The organism is Streptomyces ipomoeae 91-03, from assembly GCF_000317595.1.
Lineage (GTDB): Bacteria > Actinomycetota > Actinomycetes > Streptomycetales > Streptomycetaceae > Streptomyces > Streptomyces ipomoeae.
On record NZ_AEJC01000406.1, the window covers coordinates 24,437 to 43,595 of the forward strand.

At 70.9% G+C, this 19,159-nt stretch carries 14 protein-coding genes; 4 read left to right on the plus strand and 10 right to left on the minus strand.

Going from position 1 to position 19,159, the window contains the following annotated elements:
- The first annotated feature begins 25 nt into the window (after nucleotides 1-25).
- Nucleotides 26-1,642: a PspC domain-containing protein gene (locus tag STRIP9103_RS26855; protein WP_078614053.1), complete on the plus strand. Its 1,617-nt coding sequence runs from the start codon at nucleotides 26-28 to the stop codon at nucleotides 1,640-1,642.
- Nucleotides 1,643-2,233: 591 nt separating this feature from the next.
- On the opposite strand, the gene STRIP9103_RS26860 is transcribed toward STRIP9103_RS26855, so the two are convergent.
- Nucleotides 2,234-2,770: a DoxX family protein gene (locus tag STRIP9103_RS26860; RefSeq protein ID WP_009323917.1), complete on the minus strand. Its 537-nt coding sequence runs from the start codon at nucleotides 2,768-2,770 to the stop codon at nucleotides 2,234-2,236.
- Nucleotides 2,771-3,221: 451 nt separating this feature from the next.
- The gene (locus tag STRIP9103_RS26865) at nucleotides 3,222-4,475 is read right to left on the minus strand and encodes a hypothetical protein (RefSeq protein ID WP_009323972.1); all 1,254 of its coding nucleotides are present in this window, start codon (nucleotides 4,473-4,475) and stop codon (nucleotides 3,222-3,224) included.
- Nucleotides 4,476-4,824: 349 nt separating this feature from the next.
- Between STRIP9103_RS26865 and STRIP9103_RS26875 the strand changes: the two genes are divergently transcribed.
- A complete protein-coding gene (locus STRIP9103_RS26875) occupies nucleotides 4,825-5,703 on the plus strand; it encodes a DUF4429 domain-containing protein (RefSeq protein ID WP_009323956.1) in 879 nt (292 codons plus the stop codon).
- Between the two features lie 31 nt (nucleotides 5,704-5,734).
- On the opposite strand, the gene STRIP9103_RS26880 is transcribed toward STRIP9103_RS26875, so the two are convergent.
- The gene (locus STRIP9103_RS26880; RefSeq protein ID WP_009323931.1) at nucleotides 5,735-6,529 is read right to left on the minus strand and encodes a class II aldolase/adducin family protein; all 795 of its coding nucleotides are present in this window, start codon (nucleotides 6,527-6,529) and stop codon (nucleotides 5,735-5,737) included.
- A gap of 262 nt (nucleotides 6,530-6,791) precedes the next feature.
- Between STRIP9103_RS26880 and STRIP9103_RS26885 the strand changes: the two genes are divergently transcribed.
- A complete protein-coding gene (locus STRIP9103_RS26885) occupies nucleotides 6,792-7,268 on the plus strand; it encodes a pyridoxamine 5'-phosphate oxidase family protein (protein WP_009323922.1) in 477 nt (158 codons plus the stop codon).
- Nucleotides 7,269-7,286: 18 nt separating this feature from the next.
- Here the strand turns inward: STRIP9103_RS26885 and guaA are convergent, their stop codons facing one another.
- Entirely contained in the window at nucleotides 7,287-8,867 is a 1,581-nt protein-coding gene (guaA, locus tag STRIP9103_RS26890) for a glutamine-hydrolyzing GMP synthase (RefSeq protein ID WP_009323897.1), read from the minus strand.
- A gap of 362 nt (nucleotides 8,868-9,229) precedes the next feature.
- Here guaA and STRIP9103_RS26895 point away from each other — a divergent pair, with 362 nt between their 5' ends.
- Nucleotides 9,230-9,532, plus strand: a complete 303-nt coding sequence (locus STRIP9103_RS26895; protein ID WP_078614054.1) for a chorismate mutase — start codon at nucleotides 9,230-9,232, stop codon at nucleotides 9,530-9,532.
- Between the two features lie 733 nt (nucleotides 9,533-10,265).
- On the opposite strand, the gene STRIP9103_RS26900 is transcribed toward STRIP9103_RS26895, so the two are convergent.
- From STRIP9103_RS26900 to STRIP9103_RS26925, 6 genes are all read right to left on the minus strand, one after another.
- On the minus strand, nucleotides 10,266-10,952 hold the full coding sequence (locus STRIP9103_RS26900; protein ID WP_234022300.1) for a hypothetical protein: 687 nt from the start codon (nucleotides 10,950-10,952) through the stop codon (nucleotides 10,266-10,268).
- Nucleotides 10,953-11,426: 474 nt separating this feature from the next.
- On the minus strand, nucleotides 11,427-13,226 hold the full coding sequence (locus STRIP9103_RS26905; RefSeq protein WP_009323893.1) for a GMC family oxidoreductase N-terminal domain-containing protein: 1,800 nt from the start codon (nucleotides 13,224-13,226) through the stop codon (nucleotides 11,427-11,429).
- A 79-nt stretch (nucleotides 13,227-13,305) separates the two neighbouring features.
- Nucleotides 13,306-14,937 (minus strand): succinic semialdehyde dehydrogenase, encoded by a 1,632-nt coding sequence (locus STRIP9103_RS26910; RefSeq protein WP_009323974.1) that lies wholly within the window; start codon nucleotides 14,935-14,937, stop codon nucleotides 13,306-13,308.
- 148 nt (nucleotides 14,938-15,085) lie between these two features.
- On the minus strand, nucleotides 15,086-16,924 hold the full coding sequence (locus STRIP9103_RS26915; protein WP_009323936.1) for a serine/threonine-protein kinase: 1,839 nt from the start codon (nucleotides 16,922-16,924) through the stop codon (nucleotides 15,086-15,088).
- Nucleotides 16,925-17,062: 138 nt separating this feature from the next.
- The gene (locus STRIP9103_RS26920) at nucleotides 17,063-18,454 is read right to left on the minus strand and encodes a diacylglycerol/lipid kinase family protein (RefSeq protein ID WP_009323911.1); all 1,392 of its coding nucleotides are present in this window, start codon (nucleotides 18,452-18,454) and stop codon (nucleotides 17,063-17,065) included.
- A 22-nt stretch (nucleotides 18,455-18,476) separates the two neighbouring features.
- Complete coding sequence (locus tag STRIP9103_RS26925) at nucleotides 18,477-19,025, minus strand: hypothetical protein (protein WP_009323965.1); 549 nt, start codon at nucleotides 19,023-19,025, stop codon at nucleotides 18,477-18,479.
- Nucleotides 19,026-19,159 lie beyond the last annotated feature (134 nt).

The following is a 19,159-nucleotide window of genomic DNA, read 5'->3' on the forward strand; positions in this document are numbered from 1 at the left end:
CCGGCTCGGCGGTCACGATGGACGCATGACGGATCACCAGCACGCGGCATGGGAGCCGGGCCCCGGCTCGGGTCCCGGCACCGAGGGGCCGACCACCGGCTCGCAGGACGCCGTGCCCCCACCGGGCACGGCGAAGAAGCCGCGCGCGGACGAGGAAGCGGGTACGGGGACACCCCCGTACGCGGGCGCGGGTACACGCACGGGCGCGGGCGCACGCGCAGATCAAGCGGACCAAGCGGGCAACACCGACGCGGCAGCTCGGGCGGACGCCCCTGGGCCCGCGGGCCCAGGTGGTTCGGCCGGGGACGGTACCGCTGGGCCTGCCGCTTCCGGTGGTCCGGCCGGTCCCGCCGCTCCCGGCGACCCGGGCGGAGCCCCCGCGCCTCCGTCCAAGTTCCGTCGCGACCGGCGGTACAAGATGGTGGGCGGTGTCTGTGCCGGGCTCGGGCGGCAGTGCGACATGGATCCGGTGATCTTCCGGATCGTGTTGGCGGTGCTCTCCGCGACCGGCGGCCTCGGCCTCATCTTCTACGGCTTCGCCTGGCTCTTCGTGCCGTACGACGACGAGGAGGAGAACGAGGTACGCAAGCTGCTGACCGGCAGGGTCGACGGCCACGCTCTGGCGGCCGTGCTCTTCGCACTGGTCGGCTGCGGCGTGTTCCTCACCATGCTGAGCAACAACACCGCCCTGACCTTCTCCGTGGTCGTGTCCCTGCTCCTGGCCGGCGCGGGGTACTGGTCGCAGCAGCGCGGTGCCCAGGACCCCGATCCACTGGCCGCGCAGGCCGTCGCCGACGCCCCGCCGGAGGCCCAGGCGCCGCCCGTGGCCGCCGCCTACCCCTCCTGGTGGCGCGACCCGATAGTCAAGGACGGCACGCATGTGGGAGGCACGGGCTATCTGTGGGGCCCGTGGGAGAGCCGCGATCGGGACATCGCGGCTGCGGTCAACATCGCCCGGGGCACGCCCCACCGCCAGGACATACGCACCGCGCGCGGGCCGAAACCGCGTGGGCCACGCTGGATAGGCGGCTGGGTCTTCCTGCTCGCGTTGCTGGCCGGCGGCCTCGGCACGAGCGCGACGTGGGAGGACCGCGCACTGGCCGCCAGCTTGCAGACCGGTCTGGCCTGCGCGCTGGTCGTGCTCGGCCTGGGCATAACCGTGAGCGCGTTCCTGGGCCGTACGGGAGCGGGCTCGATCTTCCTGGCCGTGATCACGGCAGGCCTCCTGGCCTGCGCGGCGGCGCTCCCGGCGGACATCACCACCGAGTGGGCCCGTACAGAGTGGACACCCCGGAACGCGGCGAGCCTGGCCGACCGGTACGAGTTGGGGACGGGCGTGGGCACGCTGGACCTGACGAAGGTGGATGTGCCGAAGGGGCAGACGCTGGCCACGAGCGTGGAAGTGGGCGCGGGCAAGGTGAAGGTGGTGGTCCCGTCGGACGTCACCGTGCGGTTCGACATAGAGGTGGGCCTCGGTGACATCCAGTTGCCGGGTGAAGACAAGGAGGACGTGGATGTGGCACCGGACAAGCGTGATCAGCTGACGCTGTCCCCGGCGAAGGGTACGAAGAGCGGCGGCACGATCACCGTCGACCTGGAGGTCGGTGTGGGACAGGCGGAGGTGGCCCGTGCTGCGGCATGAGTTCAAGCCGGGCAAGCTCGTCGCCGGTGCCTTCCTCACCTTCGCCGGTGCCCTCTATCTCGGCGACGCGCGTGGCGCCTGGGAGACACCGTGGTTCGTCGTGATACCGCTCGTCATCGCAGGCCTGTGCCTCGCGGGCGTGGTGGCTTTCCTGAACCACGCGATACGTGGCCATCGGGCGTCGGGGCGGAGGGGGCAGGTGGGGACGACAGGGCTCGCAGGGTCGACGGGTACGGCGGGAACGGCAGGGTCGACGGGTACGGCAGGAGCGAAGGGCGCGGCAGGGTCGGCTGGGCCGACAGGGACAGCTGGATCCACCGGGCCCATGGATCGGGGGAACGACTTGGGCCGATAGGGCTTGAGGGTTCGGTGGGGCCGCCGGCCTCGGATCAGGGGCGGCCCGCCTCGGCAGGGCAGCCGGAGTGAGGGTCGAGGCCCTGAGCACGCCGGTGTACGTCGTGGCCGCGGTGGAACGAGTGGGGGGTGGACAGTGGGGCGTCAGTGTGGACGGCGGCTTCGTGGGCCCCGAGGGCGCGGCGGCTTCGTGGGCTGACGGTGCGGTGGCCTTGGGGGGCCGGTGCGCACTGGGTCTCAGCGGTAGTTGCCGACGCGATGCCTGCTGCCGCGTCGGGAGCGGAGGGCGGCGTCGACCGAGAGGATGGGGGCGCCGGCGAGGATGAGGGGGATCCAGGCCATGAGGTAGGGGAGGTCGTTGCCGAAGTAGTACGGGGAGGCGGACCAGCTGACCGTCAGCCAGAGGCTGAGGGAGATGAGGGCGCCGCCTACGGCGGCCAGGCGGGCCAGGAGGCCGATGAGGGTGCCGATGCCGACGGCCAGTTCGCCGATGGCGATGGCGTAGCCGAAGCCGACGGGGTTCTTGAGGGCCATGTCGATCAGGGCCGGGATCGCGGAGGCGTCGCGGGCGGCGCTCATCATGTCACCGATGGAGCCGGAGCCGGAGTCCGCCATGAAGGCGCTGTCGGTGAGTTTGTCCAGGCCGGCGTAGATGAAGGTGATGCCGAGGAAGACGCGTAGGGGAAGGAGGGCGTAACGGGTGGCTGCGTCTCGCCAGTCTCCGCCGCCGTCGCGGTAGGGGGTGTGGGAGTCCGTGCGAATGCCGTGAGTCATCAGTCTGCGCCGCCTCTTGTCCGCCGTGCCGTTGACCCCTCAACAGACGATACGGCCGGAGGGGTGGGAGCGTTCAATGACGCGTCGGAGTTTTTCCGGCTTGCACGGTCTCGTCCTGTGGTCGTCCGGCCCCAGTGACTGTTCGCGCCCCGCCGCCCCTACCCCTCCCATCCCCAGGGGCTGCCACCCCTTCGTCCCGCCTCGGGGCTTCGCCCCGGCGCCGGTCAGGGGCGTTGTGCTCCTGGTCGGAGCCAGGTGCGTGGAGCATCTCTGAACTCGTGGGCTCCGCTGCTCGAACGTGCGGCTGTGGGCGGTGTGGCAGTGCTGGGCAGTGGGAGAGTTCGGGGCGGTACGAGGTATTCCGCTGTCGCGGAAGGGCTGGACGGTGTGGGAAGTCCGAGCGGTGGTGCGCGGAGTTGACGGCTCGGAGCGGAATCGGTGGGTCGGTGGTTCAGTCGGCTGAGACCTCGATGGTGTAGCGGTTGGTTTCCACGCCGGCTGTGGTGACGACCTGGACTTCGACCTTGCCGGGTTCGATGTCGGCGGGGACGGGGACGGTGAGGACGGTGTCGGTGGGGTTGTTGAAACCGCCGGGGACGGGGACGAGGGGGACATGGACGTGGACGGGGCCGATGCGGACGACCATGCGGGAGAGGCGGTCGGCGGTCTGGGCGCCCGGGGGGACGAAGCCGGCGCCGCGGATCTCGATGTCGTCGCCGTTGCGGATGGGGGCGTCGAGATCGCCGGCCTCGCGGGCGCGGACCACGGAGAGGATGACGGGGCGGCCCCCCTCGGCGTACTTGCCGGCGACGTAGGTGGCCGCCGAGACCAGGACCAGGAGAGCCAGGCCCCAGGGGAGGTCGGGGAGTTGGTCGGGGCGGCGGGCCAGGCGTACCGCCGCGAAGATCAGGGCCACGGTGCAGATGATCACGTACTGGATGTCCGTGAAGCTGCCTCGGCCGGAGTCGTCGGTGAGGAGGTCGGCGGCGCGGGGGCGGTGGGCGCGGACCTTCTGGAGGCGTTGGGCGAGGACACGCAGGCCCACGACACGGCGGACCAGGACCGCGATGCCGCAGACGACGGCCAGGACGGTCACGATGCCCGCGCCGCGGGCGAGGTCGAGGCCGGAGATGAGGGCGTCGCGGTCGCGGTGGTCGGAGGCGGCGGCCAGACGGCCGGCCAGGACGAGGATCGTGAAGACGACGAAGAGCACCCAGCCGGCCGCGACCGCGCGGGAGGTGGAGAGACGGTTGTCCTCGCCGATGACCGGCGCGAGGGCGCCGCCGCGCGCCCGGTGCAGATAGCCGGTGCCCGTCAGCGCCACGGCCACCAGCAGGGCGGCGACGAGGCCGGAGGTGCGGGCGGCCGTCCAGCCCGCGCCGATCGCGGTGAGCGACTGGATGAGGAGCAGCGCGACGACGGCGATCCACACGACGATCGCCGTGCGCAGCCACAGTCGGCCGAGCCATGCCTCGCCCTCGGCCCGGCCGCGTTCGGCGACGACGGCCGCGGACTGGGTGAGTTCATCGGAGACCCACTGCCGGGAGGCGGACGCGGAGTGCGCGACCGCCGCGGGCAGCCCCTGCCCCGACGCGAACTCCTCCCGCTTCAGCAGGAACTCGGCGACCGCCCGCCGGTGTCCCGCGCGCGCCCCGTGCGGGCAGTCCCCACACATGCACCCGCCCTGATGGGTCCCCGCGCCCATGCCCCCTCTCGCCTCCTGCACCGCCACGCCCGAGCCCGCCTTCCCACGCCGCGTCCGCATACGCGGCCGCTTCCCCTCGGCATTCGCCGTCGCCAGAACCATCGAAACCATCGCCGGCACCACCACCGTGATCGACGCCGTCATCCGCATCGGCGTCGTCACCGCGATCACCGGGGCCTCGTACGTACGTCCGCGCACTACCACAGGCGTGCGGACGTACAACTGCCCCGTGATGTCAGCGAATTGTGCCGTACGGAACACGGCCCGCGTCCGGCAGGGGCGCTGAGCGCAAGGAGAGCGCGGGGTGAAGCGCCGGTCCCCGTGTTGACCCGGCTGCGAGAATCTCTCCATGGCCGAGATCATCCAACGGGACGGGACCTGGGCCTTCGACGGTGGCACGGTCCGGATCACACCGGGGCTGCACCGTTCCGTGGCGCTGTTCCGGCAGACGTACGGGGAGATCGCGGTGCCGCTGGAGGCGGTGTCCGGTGTCGTGTTCGAGCCCGAACGCAAGCGCGGGCGGCTCCGGTTACGACTTCGCGAGGGCAGCGATCCGCTGCTCCAGGCCACCGGCGGACGGTTGCCGGACGCGGCCGACCCGTACCGGCTGACGGTCGATCTGGACCGCTCGGGGGTCGCCGAGTATGTGGCGGAGGAGATACGGCAGGCCATGCTCCTCGAACAGACCACGAAGGAGCCCGCCAAGGCCTATCTGCTGCCCGGGCCGCCGGTTCCGGTGTCCGTCCGGTCCAGCGACGGCACGGTCTCCTTCGACGGTACGCAGGTCAGGATCGACTGGAACGACACCTCCGACCGCGTCAAACGCGCGACCGGCCCACGGATCATCGATCTCGCCGATCTCGTCCAGGTGGAGTGGCTGCCCAACTCCGGTCACGAGGACGGCTTCCTGCGCTTCGTGACCCGCGAGACCGTGTTCTCCGAACTGCCGCCCGAGAGGGACCCGTTCGCCCTCGACCTGTGGGGCAGTACCCGCCGCGACCTCCTCACGGCCCTGGTCGCCACGGCCGTCACCGCCCGACTCCCCCACCCGTCGACTCGCGCGAACGGCCACGTGGACAGAGCGCGACCGGCCGAAGCCGCCGTCCCACCCCCCGACCACGACGTCCTCCTGCGCCGCCTGCGGGAGCTGGGCGCGTTGCACCGCGATGGCGTGCTCACGGACGAGGAGTTCGCGGCGACGAAGGCAGCGGTCCTACGAGACTTCTGATCGGCATCGGCGCACCCGGCAGGAACGACCGTCAGCTCAACAGATCCGGCTCGCTCCGGCTGATGTCCTGCCACAGCGGCTGGTAGTTGATCCACGCCACCAGATCCCCACCGGCCTGCTCGCGCGTCGCCACGGCCAAGCGGTGGTCGATGAGGAGCGGTCGTCCGGCCGCCTTCGCGGTGAGCTGGACCTGGGCCGAGCGTTCCATCGACAGGAACCACCACGCGGCCGCGTCCACCGAGTCGCCGACGGTCAGCAACCCGTGGTTGCGCAGCACCAGGGCCTTGCGGCTGCCCAGCACCGCCGCGATCCGTCGTCCCTCGTCCGCGTCCACGGCGACACCCGTGTAGTGGTCGTAGAGCGCGTGGTCCTCGTAGAAGGCGCAGGACTCCTGGGTGATCGGCTCTATCAGGTCGCCGAGCGCCGCCAGCGCGCGCCCGTGCACGGAGTGGCAGTGGGCGACGGCGACGACGTCGGGGCGGGCGGCGTGCACCTGGGCGTGGACGGTGAAGGCGGCCTGGTTGACGTGGTAGCGGCCCTCTATCACCTGCCCGTCCTGGTTGGCGAGCACGAGGTCACTGACCGTGACGTGCTTGAACGGCATCCCGAACGGGTTGACCCAGAAGCAGTCGCTGAACTCCGGGTCGCGCGCGGTGATGTGCCCGGAGACGCCGTCCTCGAATCCGAGCCGCCCGAAGATCCTGAGGGCCCCGGCCAGCCGTTCCTTGCGGTGCTGTCGCTCGTCCGCCGGCGTCTCGTGCATCGGCGGCATGGCGAACCGCAGCTGGTCGGTGGGTAGCGGCAGGGGCGGTGTGGGCCCGTGCATGTGTCCTCCAGACTGACTTCCTTTACGAAGCGGAAGTTACCGCCGGTCGCCCGGGCAGAACAGGTCCGTCCCGTGAAGAGAGTACGCAACCGTTACGCAAGTCACGGAAGCGCGGTAGCGGGGCCGCTGGGGCGAGCGGTGCGACCTCGCGGCCCAAACCGTGCGCCGCCCGGGTCAAGCCGTGCCCCGGCCGGGGCGACTGGGCGAAGGTCGCCGGGGTAACCGGACAGAGGTTGTCGGGTATCCGCGTGAGACTCGTCGTATGCCACCGAACAACTGGGCGGTCTTCGTCGCCGCCGAACCCGAGCTCGCCGCCATCGTCGAGGCCCGCTTCGGCGCCTTCACCCACCACGCCCTCGCCACGCTCCGCAGGGACGGCTCTCCGCGTACGACCGGGCTGGAGGTCACGTTCCGCAACGGTGAGCTGTGGCTGGGGATGATGCCGGGCTCGCTCAAGGCGCTCGACCTGCGCCGCGACCCGCGCTTCGCGCTGCAGGCCAATCCGGGCCCGGGTACGGAGATGGGCGGGGGTGACGTACGGATCGGCGGGCGGGCCGTCGAGGTCGACGATCCCGAGGTCAAGGCCGCGTACGGCGAAGAGGTGGAACCGCCGGAGCCGTTCCACCTCTTCCGCACCGAGCTGACGGAGGTCGTACGGACCTACGTCGAGGACGACAAGTATCTGGTCGTCCAGGTCTGGAAGCCCGGAGAGCCGGTGCGGACCCTCAAGCGGACCTGACCTTCAGCGACCGGAGGGTCACTCCCACTCGATCGTGCCCGGCGGCTTGCTGGTCACATCCAGGACGACGCGGTTGACGTCGGTGACCTCGTTGGTGATCCGGGTGGAGATCTTCGCGAGGACGTCGTACGGCAGTCGCGACCAGTCGGCGGTCATGGCGTCCTCGGAGGAGACCGGGCGCAGGACGATCGGGTGGCCGTAGGTGCGGCCGTCGCCCTGGACGCCGACGCTGCGGACGTCCGCGAGCAGGACCACCGGGCACTGCCAGATGTCACGGTCGAGACCGGCCGCCGTCAGCTCCTCGCGGGCGATGGCGTCGGCCTCGCGGAGCAGGTCGAGGCGGTCCTTGGTGACCTCGCCGACGATGCGGATGCCGAGGCCGGGGCCCGGGAACGGCTGGCGCTGGACGATCTCGTCCGGGAGGCCGAGCTCCTGGCCGACCATCCGCACCTCGTCCTTGAACAGCTTGCGGAGCGGCTCGATCAGCTTGAACTCGAGGTCCTCGGGGAGGCCGCCGACGTTGTGGTGGGACTTGATGTTGGCGGTGCCGGTGCCGCCACCGGACTCGACCACGTCGGGGTACAGGGTCCCCTGGACGAGGAACTCCACCGCCGGTCCCTCGTCCGCGATGATCTCGGCCTGTGCCTGCTCGAAGACGCGGATGAACTCGCGCCCGATGATCTTCCGCTTCTCCTCGGGGTCGGACACCCCGGAGAGCGCCTTGAGGAACCGCTCCTCCGCGTCGACGACCTTCAGCTGGACGCCGGTGGCCGCGACGAAGTCCTTCTCGACCTGCTCGGTCTCGCCCTTGCGCATCAGGCCGTGGTCGACGTACACGCAGGTCAGCTGGGAGCCGATGGCCTTCTGGACAAGGGCCGCGGCGACCGCGGAGTCCACGCCGCCGGACAGGCCGCAGATGGCGCGCTTGTCGCCGACCTGCTCGCGGATGGCGGCGACCTGCTCCTCGATGACGTTGCCGGTGGTCCAGGAGGGGGTCAGACCGGCACCGCGGTACAGGAAGTGCTCCAGGACCTGCTGGCCGTGCGTGGAGTGCATGACCTCCGGGTGGTACTGGACGCCGTACAGCCTCTTCTCGTCGTTCTCGAAGGCGGCGACCGGTACGACGTCGGTGGAGGCCGTGACCGTGAAGCCCTCGGGGGCGGCGGAGCAGGCGTCACCGTGGGACATCCACACCGACTGCTCGTCGGGGGTGCCCTCGAAGAGGGTGGACCCGGACTTGGATACGTGCAGGGGGGTGCGGCCGTATTCGCGCGCCCCCGTGTTGTCGACCGTGCCGCCGAGGGTCTGGGCCATCAGCTGGAAGCCGTAGCACATGCCGAAGACCGGGACGCCGGAGTCGAAGAGCTCGCGGTCGAGGCGGGGGGCGCCCTCGGCGTAGACCGAGGAGGGGCCGCCGGAGAGGATGATCGCCGCCGGGTTCTTGGCGAGCATCTCCGGGACCGGCATGGTGCTCGGCACGATCTCGCTGTAGACCCGGGCCTCGCGGACGCGACGGGCGATGAGCTGGGCGTACTGCGCACCGAAGTCGACGACCAGAACGGTGTCGGGGGCGTTGGCAGCGGGGGTCGCTGATGACACGGGGTGCCTTCCGGCGGTTGGGCGGGGGTCTGTGGTTGCCGAGTCTACCGGGGCACCCTCTGTTGATGCGGGCCACCGGGGGCTCCGCCCCCGGCCCCCGAGCTCTTCCGCCCACCCACCCGACTCGGTCGGCTACAGGGCGAGCGTCGAAGACTCCCGGATCGGGTGGCCATGGCGTGGCATACTGAGCCCCATGTTCTCGCACTCGACCTTTGTCTTTACCTATGGCAACCGGCCCGCCGGCTGCCATGGTCGTGTTGCTTGAGCTGCTGACAAGCGACTTCCCAGGCGCCCCGGGCCGACAAGGTCCGGGGCGTTCGGCGTTTTCGGGGCTTGTCGGGTCGGGGGGCCGTCTCCAACGGATGAGGAGCCCTGAGATGAGTGTGACCGCGAGCGACAGGACCGGTGCGCGTACCGCTGAGGCCGCTGATGTGATCAGTGGTGCTCGGGAACGGATCGACGCGCTCGACGACCGGATCATCGGACTGGTGCAGGAACGGATGGCGGTGTCGGCCGTGATCCAGGAGGCTCGGATCGAGTCGGGCGGACGGCGGGTGAACCTGTCGCGCGAGATGGAGGTCCTCGCCCACTACAGGGACGCCCTCGGCAAGCCCGGCACCGCGCTCGCCATGACCCTGCTGGAACTGTGCCGAGGACGTATCTGACCGACGCCGGCCCGGCGCCGCGATCGCCCCTGGTCCGCCCCGGCCGACCACCGGCCCGCTCAGATCAACCCCTGGCCCGCTCCGGTCCGGTCGACCACCGACCCGCTCCGGTCGACCACCGGCCCGCTCCGGTCGACCGCCGACCCGCTCCGGTCGACCGCCGGTCCGGCCGGCAGGCCTGACCGGTGCCGCCGTCAGGCCTGCCGGTCTCCCCGATCGGTTCGCCGGGCGGCGCTCAGTGGTCCGGTCCGTGCTCCCGGCGCGCGGCGGCAGCGCACTCGTGGCGCACGTACGTACGCCTTCTCTCTCACCCGTACGGCGCGTGACCGCCGTACGACACGCTTCGTTGGTCCCGGTGTCCGTGCCAGCCAGGTCCGGGCCCGAAAGAACCACGCGTGGCTCCGCTGGAGCGATGAGGCGTGCGGATCGTGCCGTGCGTCGTGGGACCTCGCTCCAGGGTTGTGACCGGACTGCAGGGGACAGCAGCCCGGTCACTCAAGAGAACGGTCGGCTCCGGGGACGCCCGGGGCCGACCGGCGGAATCTGTTCAAGGGTGGTCGAAACGGTTACGGAGGCCGTTCCCCGTCCAGCACGATGCCAGAACAGCCCGCAGTCACAGCCATAGTCGCAGTCGTCGTGCTCACCGAGAAGGGCCCCCGCGAACTCCTTCCGCGGGACCCTTCGTCATGCCGTACCTGAATCCGGGCCCGATGCCGTGCCTATATCCGGGCCGTCAGCCGGTCGCCTTCTCCAGCTTCGCCAGCTGGGCCTCCAGGACCGCCGTCGGCACCTGGGCCTTCTTCGCGTCGAGGATGTTCATCGCGTAGAACGCGGCGAGGGTCGAGCCGCTGCGCACCACGGTGAAGCTCATCGGTATCGAGGTGCCCTCGATGTCGCCCTTCAGCTTGTACGCGACGGCCTCGTCGCCCTGCTTCGGCGCGGAAAGGGCCTCGACGTCGCTGTACTTGTTGCCGACCTGCTCGTACTTGGTGCAGCTCTTCGTCGCCGTACGCAGATCGGCGATCACCTTCTCCGCGTCGCTCTGCTCGTACGCGAGGAGGGCGGCCGTGACCACCGTGCCGGTGAGGTCGCTCTTCTCGGTGAGGGTGCGGCCGACGCGGGCCTCGGCACCCGGGTCGGAGGTGAAGTAGAACATGTTCGCGAGGGGCTGGCAGGCCGCCGGGTTCGCGGGGACGGTCTCGGCGGGCATCTCGGCCGCGGACTTCTCCGCGATCTCGTATCCCTTGACGTCACCATCGGCCAGCACGGCCTTCTTCAGCTGGGCCTCGGTCAGCGCGGCCTGGCCCGCCGTGTCCTTCTTCTCGTCGGCGGCCGAGGCAGTCGCCGTCGCCGACGCCTTCGCGTCCTTGTCCTCGTCGCCGCCACCGCCGCAGGCCGCGGTGAATCCGAGCGCGGTCACGACCGACACGGTCACCACTGCCCGCGCCATTCTCGACGTCCCCGACCCCGGCTTCCCCGACTTCACGATCCCCGTCACGTTCCCCGTCCTCATCACTTTCGATGGTGCTCGTCTCATGCCTCACAGAGGCTGCACAGGGGGCCCATCAGATCATGTCCAGATCACGTTTGTGACATCGCGTCCCGGCAATCCCGGCAGCCACGTCAACCCGTCCCTTCCGTCACCCCAGCCTCATCAAGACGTGACTCACGTCACTCCAAAAAAGTGTGATCGCAAGGGCAACCCTTCACACACCTCGCCGGTCACACCCTGCATAAGTCACACCTGGGACTGCGCAAGGCGTCATGCCCCGCACGCAGGGAGACGCAGAAGAAGGACCCGCGCTCGGAGGGGGGTGCGGGTCCTTCTTCACTTCCTGCTTCTGCTTCGCCTTCTTCTTGCGCGCTTCGTCCTCTGCTACTTCTTCTACTTCTTCTACTTCTTCGGCGGCACCGTCGGCACCGTCGGCACCGGCATCAGCGGCAGCCGTAGCGCGCCGAAGGCGTTCGCCGGGACCGCCGGGGCGTGAGGGGCCACCGGGCGGAGGCGTTCGTAGGCCGCGCCGGGGGCCGGGCGGGGGTCGGGCTCGCCCTTGTTGGGCCAGTAGGACATCGCGCGCTCGGCCTGGGCGGTGATCGTCAGGGACGGGTTGACGCCCAGGTTCGCGGAGACCGCGGCGCCGTCGACGACCGAGATACCGGGGTGGCCGTGGAGGCGGTGGTACGGGTCGATGACGCCCTCGTCGGCGGTGACGCCGATGGGGCAGCCGCCGAGGAAGTGGGCGGTGAGCGGGGTGCCCATCAGCTCGCCCACGTTGCTGCCCGGGAAACCGTTGATCTCGGTGGCGATGGCGGAGGCGGCCGTCGTGGCGGACTCGATCTGGGTGGGGTTGGGGGCGCCGTGGCCCTGGCGGGCCGTCAACAGGCCCTTGCCCAGGCCCTTGGCCTTCAGACCGGTGGTGAGGGAGTTGTCCAGGGACTGCATCACGAGGGCGATGATCGTCCGCTCCGACCAGCGGCGGTTGGAGATCGAGCGGGCCACCAGGAGCGGGTGCTTGGCGGCGTACGCCAGCCAGCCGAGGACGCGTGACGCTCCGGACGCGGTGGCGCCGGCGTACGGGACCTGGACGATCGACAGGCCGCCCATCGAGTTCGATCCCTTTCCGTAGCGGACCGGCTCGATATGGGTGTTCTCGTCGGGGTGGATGGACGAGGTGATCGCCACGCCCCGCGTGAAGTCGACCTTGGGCGTGCCGTGGGCCTTGCGGTAGCGGCGGTTGTCGGTCTGGGCGCCGACCAGGGCCTCGGAGTTGGTGCGGGTGAGCATGCCCAGCCGGTCCGAGATGTGCGGCAGTTGGCCGTTCGCCTTCATGCGGTGCAGCAGGGTCTGGGTGCCGTAGGTGCCGGCCGCGAGGACGACCCGGCGGGCCTTCAGCACACGGGCCCTGCCCTTCTTGCGGTTGTCGGTCGGGAGGGTCGTCACGGCGTAGCCGCCCTGCGAGTCCTCGGTGAGCGCGACGACCGTCGTCATCGGGTGGACCACCGCGCCCGCCTTCTCGGCGAGGTACAGGTAGTTCTCGTTCAGGGTGTTCTTCGCGCCGTGGCGGCAGCCGGTCATGCACTCGCCGCATTCGGTGCAGGCGTTGCGTGCGGGGCCCGCGCCGCCGAAGTAGGGGTCCGCCACGGATTCGCCGGGCGCGGCCTTGGCCGTACCGTCGGCGTCGTCTCCGTCGCCGAAGAAGACGCCGACCGGGGCCATGTGGAAACTGTCGCCGACGCCCATCCGCTCGGCGGCGGCCTTCAGGTGGACATCCGACGGGGTCGTCGTCGGGTTGAGCCGTGCGCCGAGCATGCGGCGCGCCTGGTCGTAGTACGGCCGCAACTCCTCCTGCCAGTCGGTGATGTCCTTCCACTGGGGATCGTCGAAGAAGGCCTTCGGCGGTACGTAGAGGGTGTTGGCGTAGTTGAGCGAGCCGCCGCCCACGCCGGCTCCGGCCAGGACCATGACGTTGCCCAGCAGGTGGATGCGCTGGATGCCGTACATGCCGAGTTTCGGCGCCCAGAGGTAGTTCTTGAGGTCCCAGGAGTTCTTGGGGAGGGTGGCGCGAGTGAAGCGGCGGCCCGCTTCCAGGACGCCGACCTTGTAGCCCTTTTCGGTCAGGCGCAGGGCGGTGACGCTCCCGCCGAAGCCCGACCCGATCACGATGACGTCGTAGTCGTAAGCGCCTTGAGGCACGTTTGCTCCTCGTTGAGTGTCCGTGCGGGCCGTCTGTGGTTGCTCGCGCAGTTCCCCGCGCCCCTGAAAGCGAAAGCAGCTAGCGCAACCGGAGTGCCTTCATCGCCCGGAGGCTGCGGCTCATGAACTGCGCGTACTTCTCGTCGTCCATGCCGAACGACGGGGCCATCGGCAGCAGGCGTTGCTGGGCCACCGTCTGGGCCTCGGTGTACTTGAGGATGCCCTCGGAGCCATGGCGGCGGCCCAGGCCGGAGTCCTTCATTCCGCCCATGGGGGACTGGACGCTGCCGTAGGCGGAGGCGTAGCCCTCGTTGACGTTGACCGTTCCGGCGCGGAGGCGGGCGGCGACGGCGTGGCCTCGGCGGCCGTCCTTGGTCCAGACGGAGGCGTTGAGGCCGTACGCGGTGGAGTTGGCCTCCTCGATGGCGGCGTCCTCGTCCGTGAAGCGGTAGATGGAGACGACGGGGCCGAAGGTCTCCTCCGTGCAGACCGCCATGGGTTCCGAGACGCCGTCGAGGATCGTGGGCTCGTAGAAGTAGGGGCCGATGTCGGGGCGGGCGACGCCGCCGGCCACCACCTTCGCGCCCTTCGCCACGGCCTCGTCGACGTGCCGCGTGACCGTCTCCAACTGGCGGTCGCCGACCAGGGAGCCCATGTCGGCGCCGTACGCGAGGGATGTGCCGAGGCGCATGGCCTTGGTGCGGGCGGCGAAGCGCTCCAGGAAGGCATCGGCGATGGACTCGTGGACGTACAAGCGCTCGATGGAGATGCAGAGTTGGCCCGCGGAGGAGAAACAGGCGCGGACGGCGCCCGCCGCCGCCTTGTCGATGTCGGCGTCCTCCAGGACCAGCATGGCGTTCTTGCCGCCGAGTTCGAGGGAGACGCCGACGAGGCGGGCGGCGGCGCCCTGGGCGACCTCGCGGCCGGTGCGGGTGGAGCCGGTGAAGGAGACGTAGTCGGCGTGCCGGACGACCTCGGGGCCGACGACGGGGCCCTCGCCGATGACGACCTGGAAGACCTCGGCGGGCAGGCCGGCCTCGATGAGCAGGTCCCGGGCCCAGAGGGCGGTGAGGCAGGTCTCGGTGTCCGGCTTCATCACGACCGCGTTGCCCGCCACGAAGGCGGGGATCGCGTCGCCGACGGAGAGTTCGAGCGGGTAGTTCCAGGGGGCGATCTGGCCCACCACGCCGCGCGGATGGCGGAGTTCGGTGACCTTCGTGAGGGTCGGTACAGCGCCGGTGTGCCGCTTCGGCTTGAGGTACGCGGGGGCCTTGCGGCCGTAGTGCCGGGCGGCGACCGCGACGGCCTGCACCTCCTCGTGGGCGTGCAGACGGGCCTTGCCGGTCTCCAGCTGGATCAGATCGAGGACCTCGGCCTGGCGTTCGAGGATGAGGTCGTGGAAGCGGAGGAGGACGGCGGCCCGTTCGCGCACCGGCACCTGGGCCCAGACGGCCTGGGCGGCGCGGGCCCGCTCGTAGGCCTTCTCCACGTCCTCGGGGGTGGACTCGGGCAGGTCGGCGAGCTTCTCGCCGGTGAACGGCGTGTGGTTGGCGGTCCTGCCGGAGCCGACCACGCCCTTGGTGAGCTGGGCGACCAGTTCCGGGGTGACCACGTCGGCTGCGGTACGGGCGCCGGCGGGGGCGGGGGCAAGGGGGTTGGTGCCGGTCGTCCGTGCCGTGCCGGTCTTTTCGGGGGCCTGCGAGTCCGTCATGACGCGCAGGGTATTCCGGAGCGGACGACTTTGGGTACCCGGCGGTAACGTGCTTTCACCGGCCGTACACACCGCGCCAGTGATCGGTGGCATGAATGCACTGATCAGCGCGTTGGGCGTCTGAGGTTCGGCCGCGAACTCGACTTCGTCACATCGCGAGGATCTTCAGGCGGTCACGCGCTCCCTTGAACACCGCCGTGCCCTTCTTCTCGTCCGGCGTTCCCTTCGGCATGTCCACGCGCAGCTCGTACATCCGGCTGTCGTCGGTACGGACGATCAGCTCCATGACGCGGGTGGGGGTGCCGTCCAGGTAGTGGGTGGTGTCGGCGAGTACCGCCTCCTGGTCGTGGAAGCTGGTGCTCGTGTACTGGGCCGTCGACTTCACGTCGCCCGACACGATGTCCGTGGAGTCCTTGGCCTGCTTCATGGGCGAGGTGGGCGCCTTGTCCCACTGGGTGAGCCGTACGTGGATGACCTTCTCGCCGTCGTACGTCACCGTGCGGGGGCGGCCGTCCTTGCCGCCCTCGGCGCGTCCGCGTTCGTAGGCGCCGGGGAGGGAGAGGACGGCGTTCAGCTGCTTTTCCTCGTGAGGTATCCAGCGGGTGCCGGCCGTGGGGCTCGGGTCGGCGCCGGAACTGTCACCAGGGGTGGCGCTGGGGCCGACGAGGTCGTCCATGTCCTTCGAGGGGACCTCCGCGTCGAACACCGACTCGGCGTCGTTCCCCGCGAGCGACGTGCCGAGCCAGACCCCGCCGCCGGCGAGGACGGCACCGGTGGCCGCCGCGATGACCAGGAGGCGGCCGACACCGCGGGTGGGGGCCGGTTTTTCGGCGGGGAGCGGGGTGTCGGAGGAGGCCGATGGGTCGGAGGGAGTCGGCGGTTCGGAGGAGGCCGCCGGCCCAGCGGAAGTCGGCGGTTCGGAGGAGGCCGCCGGCCCAGCGGAAGTCGGCGGTTCGGCGGACGCCGTCTCCTGCGGTTCGGGGGGTGCCGTCCTGCCGAGGCGTAGCGTCCCCGCGTCCTCCCCCAGCCGCTTGCCTGGGCCGGAGGCCTTCCCGGCCGCCACCGCCTCCAGTGCCGTCGTCACCTCGTCGGCCTCGGGGCGGGCAGCCGGGTCCTTGGCCAGGAGGCGGAGGATCAGCGGGGCGAGGGGGCCCGCGTGTTCGGGTTCCGGGGGCTCGGTGGAGAGGATCGCGGCGAGGGTGGACTCCAGGGTCGTACGGCGGAACGGGGACCAGCCCTCGACGGCGGCGTAGAGGAGGACGCCGAGGGACCACAGGTCGGAGGGTGGGCCGGCGGTGCGGCCGGACATGCGTTCGGGGGCGATGAACTCGATGGAGCCGACGAACTCCCCGCTCGCGGTGAGGGCTTCCTCGCCCTGGACATGGGCGATGCCGAAGTCGGTGAGGACGACGCGGCCGTGCGGTCCGAGCAGGACGTTCGCGGGCTTGACGTCGCGGTGCACTATGCCGACACGGTGCGCGGAGTGCAGCGCGCCGACCACGGCGAGGCCGATGCGGGCGGTCTCGGTGGCGGTGAGCGCGCCTCGGCGGAGCAGTTCGTGGAGGGATTCGCCGCGGACCCACTCCATGACGATCCAGGGGAGGCCGTCCTCGATGACGACGTCGTGGATGGTGACGGCGGACGGGTGGTCGACGCGGGCGGCGGCGCGGGCCTCGCGGTAGAGCCGGTGGGCGGCCCGCTGCCGGTGCTCGTCCGCCGGGTCGTCCGGGTCGCCCGGCAACCGGGGCTGTTTGACGGCGACTTCACGCTCGACCAGCTCGTCGACGGCCTTCCATACGGTGCCCATGCCGCCGGAGCCGATGCGCTCGGTGAGGCGGTAGCGACCACCGATCAGACGGCCGTCCAGGGGCTGGTCCAGCGGCTCGTCCGGCGAGTCGTCCGAGGGCTCGTCCGGGCGGTCGTCGGCTCGGGGCACCGAGTCGCCGTATTGAGGTGCGTCGTGCGGATGTTCGCCGTCGTCGCTCATGCCAACATCAGTACCGCGCGCGGCCGGACCTTGTCGACGTACCGCCCCGAGCGCTCGACGCGGGCGGCCCGCGCACACCGGAGAACCGGCACCGCGACCGACCCCGGCGCCCCACGCGCACGTGGGCCGGCGGCCCGGCTAGCGCCGGCGGTCCCACAACTCCTTGATCCAGCCGTACCGTTCGCGGTGCTTCGGCAGGGCGGTACGGCCGACGGCGGCGGCGAGTTTGCGCAGGCGGCGCCAGTCGAGCGGCGGTTTGGGCTCGGGGACACCGGGGCGGTCGCGGGGGACGCGTACGCGCAGCGCCTTCTGGGCGATACGGCAGTGGACGGGGGTGGGCAGGACCAGGGCCTCGCCGTCGACGCCGACCTCTATCTCGGGGCGGTCGGCCTCGACGACGATCTCGTCGGCGACGAGGAGGCTGAGGCCGGGGGCGTTCGGGCCGAGGACCAGCCCGGCGGCCTCGGCGGCGCTGTCGACGCGGACACCGACGACGCCGAGCACCCCGGCGTCAAGGCGCTCGCGGCGGCCGAGGCCGACGAGGTCGTCGCTGCGGTAGACGTTGTTGCTGACGAGCACGGCCTGGGGCGCGTCGATGACGGCGTCGCCGATGCGGGCGGTGAGTCTCGGGCCGCGCTGGTGCGTGAGCAGGTCGGGCAGCAACTGGAGGGTCGTGCCGACCTTGTCGTCGCGGTACGCGGGGCTCTGCACGACGGCGGCGTAGGCGCCGAAGGAGGCGTTGTTGACGAAGGGGTGGCCGCTGGCGTACCCGAGGTCGACGTGGAGTTCGACGCCCTTGTCGGTGAGGGCGTCGAGGCAGGCGGCGGGGTTGCCGCGGTCGAGGCCGAGGTCCATGGCGAAGTGGTTGCGAGTGCCGGCGGAGATGACGAGGAGGGGGACGTCGTATGCCGCCGCGATGGCCGCGACCTGGGCCTGGGTGCCGTCACCGCCGGCCACGCCGAGCAGGTCGGCGCCGTTTCGGACGGCGTCCCGGGCCAGTACGGCGACGTCCTCGTGGTGGGTGGGGTCGAGGAGGTGGACCGTCGCGCCGAGTCGCTCGGCCTTCTCCTTCAGCCGGAAGCGCTCGACCTTTCCGCCGCCGGACTTGGGGTTCATGATCAGGAAGGGGCGTTCGGGCGGGGGCACGCGGTGCTCCGTGATCTGCACCTGATGGGACTTGGTGCTGCTGAGGGCGAACTTCCCCAGCCAGACCGCCACGCCCCACAGCCCGAGCGAGACGACCACGACCCACAGCAGGTTGACGACGGCGAACCACCAGATGATGGTGAGCGGCGCGGCCACGGCCAGCACGCCCGCCGCGATCCGGGGAGCGCCCCGGCGGGTCAGCACCCACCACAGCGAGGCGGCGGTGAGGCCGACACCGAGGAGGAGTCCCGCGACCAGGAAGAGGCTCGCCCCCCTCGCGTAGCCGAGCGGCAGGAGTACGGCCAGCGCCGCGAGGCCGAGCGCGAACCGGGCCGCCCACCGCTGTCTCGCATGCGCCCGCACGTCCAGGTGTTCGATGCCCACGCTCGCTCGCCCTTCGCGCCGATCATGCACTCGTCACGGCATGGTAGGGCCAAGCCGCGGGAAACGGTGACGGCCCCGCGGACAGCCGCTTGGTCATGGTCGCGTCGCCCTCGGTGGGGGCCGCGCCCAGGGTGGTCGAACCGTCGTAGTAGGTCAGCTCGTCGGAGATGACCTGGGTCTTGCGGTTCGGGGTGGCGGAGCAGTCGACGCCGACCTTCTCCACCCGCGACACGTACACGTACAGGCGCAGGCTCGCGTTGTCGGCGTACTCGGTGCGGGTGCACTCGTTGTCGGCGACGCCGACCTCGCCGTCGTCGTCGACGCGCAGGACCCGGCCGGTCCTGTCGTCGTGGACGGTGGTGGACCTGGTGTGCCGCCAGTTCCCGGAGCCGAGCGACACATAGGTGTCGACGGAACCCTGCTCGATGTAGCGGGCCCGGCGCGTGCCCCAGTCCTCGACGCGGGTGGCGGTGACCGCCGTCCAGGAAACGGTGACGGAGCGTTGCGTGACGTCGGAGGCCTCGCGGTTGGCGGTCGTTCGAGCCGGCCGCCTATAGTCCGGATTGCTCACGCACAGCAGGCCGCGTGAGCGCTCCCCCGGCTGCGGCAGGGCGTGTGGGCAATCCCCCCGGCCGCGGACGTCTCGGTCGAATCCCGTGCCCGGGGACACCGGTCGCCTGCCGTCAGGTCTTCTCGAGTCCTCTG

Coding starts and splice junctions, on each gene's coding strand:
- STRIP9103_RS26855 (WP_078614053.1), top strand. CDS start 26: ATGACGGATCACCAGCACGCGGCATGGGAGCCGGGCCCCGGCTCGGGT.
- STRIP9103_RS26860 (WP_009323917.1), bottom strand. CDS start 2,770: ATGACTCACGGCATTCGCACGGACTCCCACACCCCCTACCGCGACGGC.
- STRIP9103_RS26865 (WP_009323972.1), bottom strand. CDS start 4,475: ATGGGCGCGGGGACCCATCAGGGCGGGTGCATGTGTGGGGACTGCCCG.
- STRIP9103_RS26875 (WP_009323956.1), top strand. CDS start 4,825: ATGGCCGAGATCATCCAACGGGACGGGACCTGGGCCTTCGACGGTGGC.
- STRIP9103_RS26880 (WP_009323931.1), bottom strand. CDS start 6,529: ATGCACGGGCCCACACCGCCCCTGCCGCTACCCACCGACCAGCTGCGG.
- STRIP9103_RS26885 (WP_009323922.1), top strand. CDS start 6,792: ATGCCACCGAACAACTGGGCGGTCTTCGTCGCCGCCGAACCCGAGCTC.
- STRIP9103_RS26895 (WP_078614054.1), top strand. CDS start 9,230: ATGAGGAGCCCTGAGATGAGTGTGACCGCGAGCGACAGGACCGGTGCG.
- STRIP9103_RS26910 (WP_009323974.1), bottom strand. CDS start 14,937: ATGACGGACTCGCAGGCCCCCGAAAAGACCGGCACGGCACGGACGACC.
- STRIP9103_RS26915 (WP_009323936.1), bottom strand. CDS start 16,924: ATGAGCGACGACGGCGAACATCCGCACGACGCACCTCAATACGGCGAC.